Here is a 13,776-nt window from a genome sequence, read left to right as displayed (position 1 = left end):
AGAAAGGAGAAGATACATTGTTCGCGGAAGTGAACACGCCCTAAGAACTGTGTGAAAAAGATAAACATCGTCTTGACGCTGAAGGCGTCTGCACCGAGTTTCCTATTTTCACTGTGTTCTTTACGGGCTTTGTATCATAAACTATGCCTAAACGTACTGATATTCAAAAAATTATGGTGATTGGTTCTGGTCCGATTATTATTGGTCAGGCTGCTGAGTTTGACTACGCTGGGACCCAGGCTTGCTTGTCGTTGAAAGAGGAAGGTTATGAGGTTGTATTGGTTAACTCAAACCCTGCCACCATCATGACGGACAAAGAAATTGCTGACAAGGTTTATATTGAACCGATTACACTTGAGTTTGTGACACGTATTCTTCGTAAGGAACGTCCAGATGCCTTGCTACCAACACTCGGTGGGCAAACTGGTCTTAATATGGCCATGGAATTATCTAAAAATGGTATCCTTGATGAGCTTGGTGTTGAGCTTCTGGGAACTAAATTATCTGCCATCGACCAAGCGGAGGACCGTGACCTCTTTAAACAATTGATGGAAGAGCTCAACCAACCAATTCCAGAATCTGAAATTGTAAACACTGTTGAAGAAGCTGTTGCCTTTGCAGCGACAATTGGTTACCCAGTCATCGTTCGTCCAGCCTTTACTCTTGGTGGTACTGGTGGTGGTATGTGTGCCAATGAGGAAGAATTGCGTGAAATCGCTGAAAATGGGTTGAAATTATCACCTGTTACCCAATGTTTGATTGAGCGTTCAATTGCAGGTTTCAAGGAAATTGAGTACGAAGTGATGCGTGACTCAGCTGACAATGCTTTGGTTGTTTGTAACATGGAAAACTTTGATCCAGTCGGAATTCACACAGGGGATTCCATTGTATTTGCCCCTGCGCAAACCATGTCAGACTATGAAAACCAAATGCTTCGTGACGCTAGCTTGAGCATCATTCGAGCCCTCAAGATTGAAGGTGGATGTAACGTTCAGCTAGCCCTTGATCCACATAGCTTCAAATACTATGTCATCGAAGTAAACCCTCGTGTATCGCGTTCGTCAGCCCTTGCTTCTAAGGCGACAGGTTACCCAATTGCCAAATTGGCTGCTAAGATTGCCGTAGGTTTGACCTTAGATGAGGTGATCAACCCAGTTACAGGTTCAACCTATGCCATGTTTGAGCCAGCCCTTGACTATGTGGTTGCCAAGATTCCGCGTTTCCCATTTGACAAGTTTGAAAAGGGTGAGCGCCGTCTTGGTACCCAGATGAAGGCGACTGGGGAAGTAATGGCGATTGGTCGTAACATCGAGGAATCTCTCCTTAAAGCTTGTCGCTCCCTTGAAATTGGTGTGCACCACAATGAAATGCCTGAACTTGCAGCGGTTTCGGATGATGCCTTGATTGAAAAAGTTGTCAAAGCCCAGGATGACCGTCTCTTCTATGTGTCAGAAGCTATTCGCCGTGGTTACACACCAGAAGAAATTGCTGAATTGACTAAGATTGATATCTTCTATCTGGATAAACTCTTGCATATCTTTGAAATTGAGCAAGAATTAGGTGCCCATCCACAAGATCTAGAAGTCTTGAAAACAGCAAAACTAAATGGTTTCTCAGACCGTAAGATTGCTGAACTATGGGAAACGACAGCTGACCAAGTTCGCCAGCTTCGTTTGGAAAACAAGATTGTCCCAGTCTACAAGATGGTAGATACTTGTGCGGCAGAATTTGACTCTGAAACACCATACTTTTATTCAACCTATGGTTGGGAAAACGAGTCTATCAAGTCTGATAAGGAATCTGTACTTGTCCTAGGTTCTGGTCCAATCCGTATCGGTCAAGGGGTCGAGTTTGACTATGCAACGGTTCACTCTGTTAAGGCTATCCAAGCTGCTGGCTACGAAGCTATCATCATGAACTCAAATCCAGAGACCGTATCTACAGACTTCTCGGTATCTGATAAACTCTACTTTGAACCATTGACTTTTGAAGATGTGATGAACGTCATCGACTTGGAGCAACCAAAGGGTGTTATCGTTCAGTTCGGTGGTCAAACAGCCATCAACCTTGCGGAGCCATTGGCGAAAGCAGGTGTGACCATCCTTGGGACACAGGTTGCTGACCTAGACCGAGCTGAGGACCGTGACCTCTTTGAGCAAGCTCTTAAAGATTTGGATATTCCACAGCCACCAGGACAAACGGCTACCAATGAAGAAGAAGCAGTTCTTGCAGCTCGAAAGATTGGCTTCCCAGTTCTTGTCCGTCCATCTTATGTACTTGGTGGACGTGCTATGGAAATCGTTGAAAACGAAGAAGACCTTCGTTCTTACATGCGCACAGCGGTTAAGGCTAGTCCTGACCATCCAGTCCTTGTAGACTCTTATATCGTTGGACAAGAGTGTGAAGTTGATGCCATTTCAGACGGAGAAAATGTCCTTATCCCTGGTATCATGGAGCATATCGAACGTGCTGGTGTCCACTCAGGTGACTCAATGGCCGTTTACCCACCACAAACCTTGTCGCAAAAGGTTCAGGAAACTATAGCAGACTATACGAAACGTCTAGCAATCGGCCTTAATTGCCTTGGAATGATGAACATCCAGTTTGTTATCAAGGATGAAAAAGTCTACGTTATTGAGGTCAATCCACGTGCCAGCCGTACGGTTCCATTCCTTTCTAAAGTGACCAATATCCCTATGGCTCAAGTAGCAACCAAGCTCATTCTTGGTCAAAAACTTGAAGAACTTGGCTACCAAGATGGACTTTACCCTGAAAGTACCCGCGTTCATATCAAGGCACCTGTCTTCTCCTTTACCAAACTAGCTAAGGTAGACAGCTTACTTGGTCCTGAAATGAAGTCAACAGGTGAAGTTATGGGCTCTGATACGACTCTAGAAAAAGCTCTCTATAAAGCTTTTGAAGCTTCTTACCTTCACTTGCCAACCTTTGGTAACGTTGTATTTACCATTGCTGATGATGCCAAAGAAGAAGCCTTGGACTTGGCTTGTCGTTTCCAAAATATTGGCTATGGAATCCTCGCGACAGAAGGGACAGCAGCCTTCTTTGCCAGTCATGGATTGCAAGCCCAACCTGTTGGTAAGATTGGTGATGACGATAAGGATATTCCAAGCTTTGTTCGTAAAGGAAGAATTCAAGCTATCATTAACACAGTAGGAACAAAACGAACTGCAGACGAAGATGGAGAGCAGATTCGCCGTTCAGCTATTGAACACGGGGTGCCCCTCTTCACAGCCCTAGATACAGCTAACGCCATGCTCAAAGTATTGGAAAGCCGTAGTTTTGTTACAGAAGCAATCTAGTTGAGAAAGAATTTTCACAGTTAAAAAGCCAGCGTCAGAAAACGCTGGCTTTTCCAATACTGGTGTTGCTTATTTCAACTATCATGCTTTCCTTAAGAATCGTTCCAAAATGTGATATAATAAGAATAAATTGGAAATAGGTAAACTATTTTTATTGTATTTTCAAAAACTCCATTAACAAACTAGGTAAAGACAAGATTAGAAAGTGAATATTCCGATGTCTTCTTACAAAAAGGTCTCTCTTTCAGAGATCAATCAATCTATTGAAACTCCGAATAACAATCATTTTTGGCAAAATCTAAAAGCATTTTTAGGGCCTGGAGCTCTTGTTGCAGTTGGTTATATGGATCCCGGAAACTGGATTACCAGTGTGGTTGGAGGTGCTTCCTATAAGTATAGTCTCTTATTTGTTATTTTGATTTCATCCATCATCGCCATGCAGCTACAACAGATGGCTGGAAAGCTAGGTATCGTGACGAGGATGGATTTAGCGCAGGCAACAGCTCATCATGCCCCCAAGTGGCTCCGTTATAGTCTATGGGTGATTTTAGAATTAGCTTTAATGGCGACAGATTTGGCTGAGGTTATAGGTTCAGCAATTGCCTTAAATCTTTTGTTTAAAATACCGATTATGGTCGCGATACTTCTAACCGTTTTAGATGTATTTCTTTTGCTTTTGTTGATGAAATTTGGTTTCAAGAAGATTGAAGCTATTGTTACAACCCTTATCTTAACTATTTTAGGTATCTTTTCTTATCTGGTGGCTTTATCCAATCCAAGTATGCAGGGGATTTTTGGTGGCTATTTACCGACTTCGACTTTATTTGAAAGTCCCTTGCCAGGACATGAGAGTCAACTGACTTTGGCTTTAGGGATTGTGGGAGCAACAGTCATGCCCCATAATCTCTATCTCCATTCATCCCTATCTCAAACAAGAAAAATCAACCATAAGGATAAAAAGGATGTTCGAAAAGCTGTGCGTTTTATGACCTGGGACTCAAATCTTCAGTTGTCCCTAGCCTTTGTTGTCAATTCCTTACTTCTCATTTTAGGGGCATCGCTCTTTTTTGGTCATGCATCTGAAATTTCAGCATTCTCTCAAATGTACAATGCTTTACAGGACTCGTCAATAGCAGGAGCAATAGCCAGCTCAACTCTGTCAACTTTATTTGCTCTGGCTCTCTTAGCAAGTGGCCAAAATTCTACTATCACAGGCACCTTGACAGGACAGATTGTCATGGAAGGTTTCTTGCATATGAAATTACCTCAGTGGATCATCCGTATCGGTACACGTATTTTTGCCTTGCTCCCTGTGATTATAGTTGCTGTTTTGTTTGGACATCAAGAAAAAACCTTGGATCAGTTGTTGGTCTATTCACAGGTCTTTCTTTCCATCGCTCTTCCGTTTTCAATCTTCCCCTTAATCTATCTGACCTCTAAGAAGTCAGTGATGGGAGAATTTACCAATGCTAAGTGGAATACAATCCTTGGCTACGTAGTTTCAATCATCTTGACTATTCTCAATATCAAGCTGCTTTTCGATATTTTTTAAACTTGTTCAAATCAAGTCTGTGCATCAGCTTGAGGAATGATAAAGTGATAATAGTAGTGCTTGATTCATGAAAAGAAACAAAAAAGAACAGCCGAAACTGTTCTTTTTTGTAGTTTATATGTTCATGCTCAATCAGTTCTTGCGATAAGCTTTAATACTGTGGCTATACCACTCTTGCATTTCTTTTGATGGTGGTGTCATATAATCCCCATACATCTGGGTTAAAAATTGATCATATTTTTTAGGGACGGGCAACATACGGTCTTCAAACTCAGTTAAGATGAGTTCTTTAAAGGTATCAACTGGGAAGACTTCTTTCATACCTTCCTTACCAATCCCAATTCCTCCCTCATATTGAGGAGTGTTGGTTACAGCATTTTTGACTAGCTGATCAATTTTCTTGTAAAAGTAACGAGGATTGACAAATCGGAGGGCGTGCCAGCTACATAATCTTAGAAAATCTTTTAATTTGCTATCACCGTGAACTGCGCGTGATTTTTTGATATAAGCTAGTTGACGAAGGGCTACATACTTATAACTCTTGTCGACAATGCTTAAGTCTGTAAAGCGATCAATTGGGAAGACATCGATAAAGAGACTGGTGTCATGACGCTTGTACTTAACATGGTCTTCGATAACAGTAGAAGTATCCAAAATCGATGCGAAATTATGGAAGTACCAAGAAGATGTATCGTAGGAAAGAACCTTGTAGCGAGGGTGATTTTCTTCTTCAATAATCTTCAATAAGCGCTCATAATCTTCACGATAGAGAGAAATATCAATATCATCATCCCATGGAATCATACCTTTGTGGCGGATAGCTCCAAGCATGGTTCCGTAACTTAGAAAATAAGGAATATCATGTTTCTTACAAGTCTCATCAATATAGTCTAGCAGGGCTAGTTGAATTTCTTTAATTTCTTCTTTTTCTAAATACTGCATCCTAATCCTCCAATTTATAAGCGTGAAATTCATGACTGTAGAAGCGTTTTTCTTCTGGTGGTAGGGTCATATAATCTCCATAAAATTGTGTCAAAATAGTATCAAATTTTTCAGGTGCTGGAAGGCTTAAATTTTCAAAGGGTAAATCAATTGTTTTATCGAAGGTACCACTTGGGAAGACTTCCTTTTCCTTAAATTTAGAAGGGATAAAAGCCATATACTGCCCATCCTTACGACTATATTTTTGAATTTCTTTCTCGATTTTATGTGCGAAATAACGAGGAGAAACAGGTCGAAGGAGTAACCAGAATGCTGTTCGTATCCAATCTTTTAAAAGGCTATCTTTATAGACAATATTTTTGTGTTTACTGAAAGACAGAAGTTTGAAGCTTTCCAGTTTATAACAAGTATCAATGACCTTAGGATCATCAAAGCGATCCATAGGGAAAATATCGATAAAAACACCTGACTCATATGTTTTTGTATTCCGAGTATCAATAATTTTGGTCGTACTGTCAGTTATTTTGATAAAGTTGTTAAAGTAGTTCTTATCAGTTTCTAAGGAAAGGAGCTTATATTTGCTTTTCTCCTTTTGAAAAATGTTTATAAATCGTTGGTAGTCTTCTCGAGGCATGGACAGATCAATATCGTCGTCCCAAGGAATAAAGCCCTCATGTCGAACCGCCCCAATCAGAGTACCGTAGTTAATAATATAGTTGATATTGTGCTTTTTACAGAGAATATCAATATAATCCAAAATTTCTAATTCAATTTGTTTGGCATCTTCAATGGTTAGTTGTTTCATTCTATACTCCTAAGATTTTTTGAATTTATTTTTTAAGGCTAGGACATGGTTTAAAAATTCATAGAAAATGCTATCTTTTGTGAAGGCAAGTAGACCAATATAAGAGATGGCTGATAGCAAGACAATCAAACCAGTATTAATCAAAAATGGCAAATTAATGACCATATCCACGGGATACAAGAAATTAATCAGGAAATAAATTCCTACAAAGGAAAGTGAAAAGAGCGAGTATCGAACAGTATAGCTAAAGATATGTCCTAAGTGGATGAGTTGTTTTCTATGGATGAAAATGATATAGAAAACAAGTAGAGAGGCCTCTGATAGCATAGTTGTCAGTAAGTAGTATTCAGGAGCCACGATATTGTTGAAAAAGAGGAGACTATTTAATCCCAAATTGAGTAGCCCAGCAAAGACTGTGTAAACTGTGATTCGTTTTTCATAGCCATTTGTAAAGAGAATTTGGGAACCAAGAATGGTATCTAAGGCCAGGATAATCGTACGAAAAGCGAAGAGAGAGGTTAAGATACCACCTCCGATATATTTTTCACTACCGTAAAGTAGGATGGCATTTGGTCCTAAAACCATGAGTCCAAAACTCAGTGGAATGATAAAGAAGTTAAAGATTCGACTGCCTCTGTTAACAAGTGCGACATAGGCTTCCTTATCGCCTTTTCCTAGATAGTAACTGAGACGAGGCACACTCACTCCGATAGCTCCTGTTACAACACCAGCTATAACGGTCACAATTCGTTGAGCCATGGTATAGTAACTAACATTGACATCAATCCCTGTTTTAACGAGGAAAAGACGATCCAAAAAAGTGAAGAGCATATTGGCATTGGCAAAGACCAACATGGCTGTTAGAGGGAGAAAGAGAGGTTTAAAATCACTTATGTGAATCTTAACAAGCTTAATGTCTCTTTTAATCCAAAAATAACTAATCAGATAGTTAATCAGTGTCGATAAACTCATCACAAGTGTATAGACAACAATATCGTGTTCATTTTTGACAAACAGGAAAATAGATACCAGCATCAGGATACGGATGAAGGCAGTCTTGTAAAAGAGAAAACTGTAATTTTCCAGAGCTTCATTAACCCACTCGATTGAAAAAATCTGTGCAATGAGTTGAATCCCCATAACAAGGTAGACTTTTTTGATGATTGGATTATCAGTAAAGAAGAGAGGATAGGCTAGGATATAGACAGCAGTGGTCAAAATTGTACAAGCTATGCACAAATAAAAAAGACTAGAGAAGGTTCTATTCAGATCTTTTTTGTTATCCTTGACATTACTGATGGCCCGTAAACCGTAGTTATAGACCCCATAAGTCGCAAAGGGTAAGAAAAATGACAAAATTGTGTCGACTGAGTTGAAGTAACCATAGTCAGTTCGGTCCAAGACACGCGCGACGTAGGTACCAGTTAAGATGGGAAAAATAATATTCAAGACACGAATTCCCATGTAAGATAGAGCATTTAATTTTATACTTTTCATTCAATTTACCTCGTTTTTCATTATATCATAAAGTCAGCTAATAAGAAATGAAGGGCAGTAATACTCTTCGAAAATCAAATTCAAACCACGTCAGCGTCGCCTTACCGTACTCAAGTACAGCTTACGGCTAGCTTCCTAGTTTGCTTTTTGATTTTCATTGAGTATAAGTCAAGTAATCACTTTGAAGTTTCAAAGCTTAATTTTAAGTTTTCTTTAAGAAAACTATATTATTCTGAAGAACTCTAAAATTTCACAGCCATTTCTAGTAATGCCTACAGAATTCCTAGTCACTACTAGAAATGGACTAGTTTCTTTGAATAATGGAACTGCTTAATCCTCCTATTCTAGAACGGGAGGGCCGGTATTTCTTTCATGATAGGACTAGATTGTGGTATAATAGAGAGAATAAGTTTTTTTAGTAAGACAAAGGAGAAAATAGATGATTTATGCAGGAATTCTTGCTGGTGGAACTGGCACACGTATGGGAATCAGTAACTTGCCAAAACAATTTTTAGAGCTAGGTGATCGACCTATCTTGATTCATACAATTGAAAAATTTGTCTTGGAACCAAGTATTGAAAAAATTGTAGTTGGTGTTCATGGAGACTGGGTTTCTCATGCAGAAGATCTTGTAGATAAATATCTTCCTCTTCATAAGGAACGTATCATCATTACAAAGGGTGGTGCTGACCGCAATACAAGTATTGAGAAAATCATTGAAGCCATTGATGCTTATCGTCCGCTTACGCCAGAGGATATCGTTGTTACACACGATTCTGTTCGTCCATTTATTACGCTTCGCATGATTCAAGACAATATCAAACTTTGTCAAGATCATGACGCAGTGGACACAGTAGTTGAAGCGGTTGATACTATCGTTGAAAGTACCAATGGTCAATTTATTACAGATATTCCAAATCGTGCTCACCTTTATCAAGGACAAACACCTCAAACATTCCGTTGCAAGGACTTCATGGACCTTTATGGATCTCTTTCTGATGGAGAGAAGGAAATCTTGACAGATGCATGTAAAATCTTTGTGATCAAAGGAAAAGATGTGGCCTTGGCCAAAGGTGAATACTCAAATCTGAAGATTACAACCGTAACAGATTTGAAGATTGCAAAAAGTATGATTGAGAAAGACTAGTAAAATGATTAATCAAATTTATCAACTAACTAAGCCTAAGTTTATCAATGTCAAATATCAGGAAGAGGCTATTGACCAAGAGAATCATATCCTCATCCGCCCTAATTATATGGCGGTCTGTCATGCGGATCAGCGTTACTACCAAGGAAAACGTGATCCGAAGATTTTGAATAAAAAGCTTCCAATGGCAATGATTCACGAGTCATGTGGAACCGTTATTTCTGACCCGACAGGAACCTACGAGGTTGGGCAAAAAGTTGTCATGATTCCTAATCAGCCACCTATGCAGAGTGATGAAGAATTCTATGAAAACTACATGACAGGAACCCATTTCTTATCTAGTGGCTTTGATGGCTTTATGAGAGAGTTTGTTTCTCTCCCTAAAGATCGTGTGGTGGCTTATGATGCTATCGAAGATACGGTTGCAGCCATTACAGAGTTTGTCAGTGTCGGTATGCATGCAATGAATCGCCTATTGACCCTTGCTCATAGCAAGCGGGACCGAATCGCCGTTATCGGAGATGGAAGTTTAGCATTTGTGGTTGCCAATATTATCAACTATACTTTGCCAGAAGCAGAGATCGTGGTTATTGGTCGTCATTGGGAAAAATTGGAACTCTTCTCATTTGCCAAAGAATGCTATATTACTGACAATATTCCTGAAGATTTGACCTTTGATCATGCTTTTGAGTGTTGTGGTGGTGATGGTACTGGACCAGCTATAAATGACTTGATTCGCTACATTCGTCCTCAGGGAACGATTCTCATGATGGGCGTTAGCGAATATAAAGTCAATATCAATACACGCGATATCTTAGAGAAAGGCTTGCTCTTGGTTGGTTCCTCTCGTTCTGGTCGCATCGATTTTGAAAATGCCATCCAAATGATGGAAGTCAAGAAATTTGCCAATCGTCTTAAAAATATCCTTTACCTAGAAGAACCTGTAAGAGAAATTAAAGATATTCACCGTGTCTTTGCGACCGATTTAAACACAGCCTTTAAAACCGTGTTTAAGTGGGAAGTATAAGAACTGGAGGTTAATTGTGGAGAAAATCATTAAAGAAAAAATTTCTTCCTTACTTAGTCAAGAAGAGGAAGTCCTCAGTGTTGAACAACTGGGGGGAATGACCAATCAAAACTATTTGGCCAAAACAACAAATAAGCAATACATTGTTAAATTCTTTGGTAAAGGAACAGAAAAGCTGATCAATCGTCAAGATGAAAAGTACAATCTTGAACTACTAAAGGATTTAGACTTAGATGTAAAAAATTATCTTTTTGATATTGAAGCTGGTATCAAAGTAAATGAGTATATCGAATCTGCGATTACGCTTGATTCAACGTCAATCAAGACCAAATTTGATAAAATTGCTCCAATATTACAAACTATTCATGCTTCTGGCAAGGAATTAAGAGGAGAATTTGCTCCTTTTGAAGAAATCAAAAAATACGAATCTTTGATTGAGGAAAAAATCCCCTATGCCAACTATGAAGCAGCTAGAGAAGAAGTCTTCTCCTTAGAGAAAAGACTGGCTGACTTAGGTGTTGACAGAAAATCTTGTCATATCGATTTGGTTCCTGAAAACTTTATCGAATCACCTCAAGGAAGACTTTATCTGATTGACTGGGAATATTCATCAATGAATGATCCAATGTGGGATTTGGCTGCCCTCTTTTTAGAATCTGAATTCACTCGTCAAGAGGAAGAAGCCTTCTTATCTCACTATGAGAGTGAGCAAACACCTGTCTCTCGTGAAAAGATTGCCATTTATAAAATTTTACAAGATACTATTTGGAGTCTATGGACTGTCTATAAGGAAGAGCAAGGCGCAGATTTTGGTGACTATGGTGTGAATCGTTACCAAAGAGCTGTTAAAGGTTTGTCATATTATGGAGGTTCAGATGAAAAATAAAAATGGAGTTTCTTTTGGTCTACTCTCAGGTATTTTCTGGGGTTTAGGTCTAACGATTAGTGCTTATATCTTTTCGATTTTTACAGATTTGTCGCCCTTTGTGGTGGCCGCTGCTCACGATTTCTTGAGTATCTTTATCTTACTAGCTTTTCTCTTGGTAAAAGAAGGAAAAGTTCGTCTCTCAATTTTCTTAAATATTCGCAATGTTAGTGTGATCATCGGAGCCTTGCTAGCAGGCCCTATCGGTATGCAGGCCAATCTTTATGCGGTTAAGTATATCGGAAGTTCTTTAGCTTCATCTGTGTCGGCTATTTACCCTGCGATTTCGGTTTTATTGGCTTTCTTCTTTTTGAAGCACAAGATTTCAAAAAATACTGTATTTGGGATTGTCTTGATTATTGGAGGAATTATTGCTCAGACCTATAAGGTTGAACAGGTCAATTCCTTTTACATTGGTATTCTCTGTGCTTTGGTTTGTGCTATTGCATGGGGAAGTGAGAGTGTTCTTAGCTCTTTTGCTATGGAAAGTGAATTAAGTGAAATTGAAGCCCTCTTAATCCGTCAAGTGACTTCATTCTTGTCTTATCTTGTGATTGTACTCTTCTCTCATCAGTCATTTGCAGAAGTAACCAATGGACAATTACTAGGTCTTATGATTGTCTTTGCAGCCTTTGATATGATTTCCTACTTGGCTTATTATATCGCTATCAATCGCTTGCAACCAGCCAAGGCAACAGGATTAAACGTGAGTTATGTAGTTTGGACAGTCTTGTTTGCAGTTGTTTTCTTGGGTGCACCGCTAGATATGCTGACCATTATTACTTCACTTGTTGTCATTGCTGGAGTTTATATTATTATTAAAGAATAAAGGAGATTCGTGTGAAAGCCATCATCTTAGCAGCGGGATTGGGAACTCGCTTGCGTCCCATGACTGAAAATACCCCTAAAGCCTTGGTTCAGGTTAATCAAAAACCCTTGATTGAATACCAAATTGAGTTTTTAAAAGAAAAAGGAATCAATGACATCATCATCATTGTTGGTTACCTTAAAGAACAATTCGATTACTTGAAAGAAAAATATGGTGTTCGCCTCGTCTTCAATGATAAATACGCTGACTACAATAACTTTTACTCTCTCTATCTTGTAAAAGAAGAATTAGCTAACAGCTATGTTATTGATGCCGATAATTATCTCTTTAAAAATATGTTCCGCAATGATTTGACTCGTTCGACTTATTTTAGTGTCTATCGTGAAGATTGTACCAACGAATGGTTCTTGGTCTATGGAGATGACTATAAGGTTCAAGACATTACTGTTGATAGCAAGGCTGGTCGTATCCTTAGTGGTGTATCCTTCTGGGACGCTCCAACTGCAGAAAAGATTGTCAGCTTTATCGACAAGGCTTATGCAAGTGGTGAATTTGTTGATCTCTACTGGGACAATATGGTTAAGGATAATATCAAAGAGCTGGATGTCTATGTTGAAGAATTAGAAGGCAATAGTATCTATGAAATCGATAGTGTCCAAGATTACCATAAATTAGAAGAAATTCTTAAAAACGAAAATTAAAGATTCCAACATCTGGCTGAAATAGTCGGATGTTTTTTTGATTTTTTACGAATAAATAGATGACTAGAAAAAGAAATGGAGATATTTATGAAAATCACAAACTATGAAATCTATAAGTTAAAAAAATCAGGTTTGACCAATCAACAGATTTTGAAAGTCCTAGAATACGGTGAAAATGTTGATCAGGAGCTTTTGTTGGGTGATATTGCAGATATATCAGGTTGCCGAAATCCAGCTGTTTTTATGGAACGTTATTTTCAGATAGACGATGCGCATCTGGAGAAGGAGTTTCAAAAATTTCCATCTTTCTCTATTTTAGACGACTGTTATCCTTGGGATTTAAGTGAAATATACGATGCGCCTGTGCTTTTATTTTACAAGGGAAATCTTGACCTCTTGAAATTTCCTAAGGTAGCAGTCGTGGGAAGTCGTTCTTGTAGCAAACAGGGAGCTAAGTCAGTTGAAAAAGTCATTCAGGGATTGGAAAATGAACTGGTTATCGTCAGTGGATTAGCCAAGGGCATTGACACAGCAGCTCATATGGCAACTCTTCAGAATGGCGGAAAAACCATTGCAGTGATTGGAACAGGACTGGATGTGTTTTATCCTAAAGCCAATAAACGCTTGCAAGACTACATCGGCAATGATCATCTGGTTCTCAGTGAATATGGACCTGGCGAACAACCTCTTAAATTTCATTTTCCTGCCCGTAATCGCATCATTGCTGGAATTTGTCGTGGCGTGATTGTAGCAGAGGCTAAGATGCGCTCAGGGAGTCTCATTACCTGTGAGCGAGCAATGGAAGAAGGACGCGATGTTTTTGCTATTCCTGGAAGTATTTTAGATGGACTATCAGACGGTTGCCACCATTTGATTCAAGAAGGGGCAAAATTGGTCACCAGTGGGCAGGATGTTCTTGCGGAATTTGAATTTTAAGACGAAAACTCGCTTACTAGACAAACTTTTCTTCTATATATAGGAGCTAAGTCTTGACAGTTATGGCAAAATGGTTTACACTTTATAAAGTTTAT

11 protein-coding genes are annotated in these 13,776 nt (G+C 39.0%); 8 read left to right on the top strand and 3 right to left on the bottom strand.

The annotated features are described in order from the left end of the window. The first annotated feature begins 143 nt into the window (after positions 1–143). The gene (carB, locus tag M1F55_RS02195; RefSeq protein WP_247947190.1) at positions 144–3,320 is read left to right on the top strand and encodes a carbamoyl-phosphate synthase large subunit; all 3,177 of its coding nucleotides are present in this window, start codon (positions 144–146) and stop codon (positions 3,318–3,320) included. 217 nt (positions 3,321–3,537) lie between these two features. Next, complete coding sequence (locus tag M1F55_RS02190; protein ID WP_247947189.1) at positions 3,538–4,872, top strand: Nramp family divalent metal transporter; 1,335 nt, start codon at positions 3,538–3,540, stop codon at positions 4,870–4,872. Positions 4,873–5,004: 132 nt separating this feature from the next. Here the strand turns inward: M1F55_RS02190 and M1F55_RS02185 are convergent, their stop codons facing one another. From M1F55_RS02185 to tacF, 3 genes are read right to left on the bottom strand one after another with little or no spacing between them, the layout of a single operon-like run. After that, on the bottom strand, positions 5,005–5,814 hold the full coding sequence (locus M1F55_RS02185) for a LicD family protein (protein ID WP_247947188.1): 810 nt from the start codon (positions 5,812–5,814) through the stop codon (positions 5,005–5,007). Between the two features lies 1 nt (position 5,815). Further along, positions 5,816–6,619 carry a LicD family protein gene (locus tag M1F55_RS02180; RefSeq protein ID WP_247947187.1) on the bottom strand — a complete coding sequence of 268 codons (804 nt, stop codon included), beginning with the start codon at positions 6,617–6,619 and terminating at the stop codon, positions 5,816–5,818. A gap of 9 nt (positions 6,620–6,628) precedes the next feature. Continuing rightward, a complete protein-coding gene (gene tacF, locus M1F55_RS02175) occupies positions 6,629–8,116 on the bottom strand; it encodes a type IV teichoic acid flippase TacF (RefSeq protein ID WP_033687092.1) in 1,488 nt (495 codons plus the stop codon). A gap of 439 nt (positions 8,117–8,555) precedes the next feature. Between tacF and M1F55_RS02170 the strand changes: the two genes are divergently transcribed. From M1F55_RS02170 to dprA, 6 genes are all read left to right on the top strand, one after another. Further along, entirely contained in the window at positions 8,556–9,263 is a 708-nt protein-coding gene (locus M1F55_RS02170) for an IspD/TarI family cytidylyltransferase (protein WP_247947186.1), read from the top strand. 4 nt (positions 9,264–9,267) lie between these two features. Further along, a complete protein-coding gene (locus tag M1F55_RS02165; protein WP_223340579.1) occupies positions 9,268–10,290 on the top strand; it encodes a ribitol-5-phosphate dehydrogenase in 1,023 nt (340 codons plus the stop codon). A gap of 16 nt (positions 10,291–10,306) precedes the next feature. Further along, on the top strand, positions 10,307–11,176 hold the full coding sequence (gene licA, locus M1F55_RS02160; protein WP_220041576.1) for a choline kinase LicA: 870 nt from the start codon (positions 10,307–10,309) through the stop codon (positions 11,174–11,176). Then, positions 11,166–12,044: a DMT family transporter gene (locus M1F55_RS02155; protein WP_247947185.1), complete on the top strand. Its 879-nt coding sequence runs from the start codon at positions 11,166–11,168 to the stop codon at positions 12,042–12,044. The genes licA and M1F55_RS02155 overlap by 11 nt, the downstream gene beginning before the upstream one ends. Positions 12,045–12,055: 11 nt before the next feature. Beyond that, positions 12,056–12,745 (top strand): sugar phosphate nucleotidyltransferase, encoded by a 690-nt coding sequence (locus tag M1F55_RS02150; RefSeq protein ID WP_000643974.1) that lies wholly within the window; start codon positions 12,056–12,058, stop codon positions 12,743–12,745. 87 nt (positions 12,746–12,832) lie between these two features. Further along, a complete protein-coding gene (gene dprA, locus M1F55_RS02145) occupies positions 12,833–13,681 on the top strand; it encodes a DNA-processing protein DprA (RefSeq protein ID WP_247947184.1) in 849 nt (282 codons plus the stop codon). Positions 13,682–13,776 lie beyond the last annotated feature (95 nt).

It is taken from the genome of Streptococcus mitis (genome assembly GCF_023109235.1).
Lineage (GTDB): Bacteria > Bacillota > Bacilli > Lactobacillales > Streptococcaceae > Streptococcus > Streptococcus mitis_DA.
The sequence above is the reverse complement of the archived record's forward strand: the minus strand, read 5'-3'. Positions and strand labels throughout refer to the sequence as shown.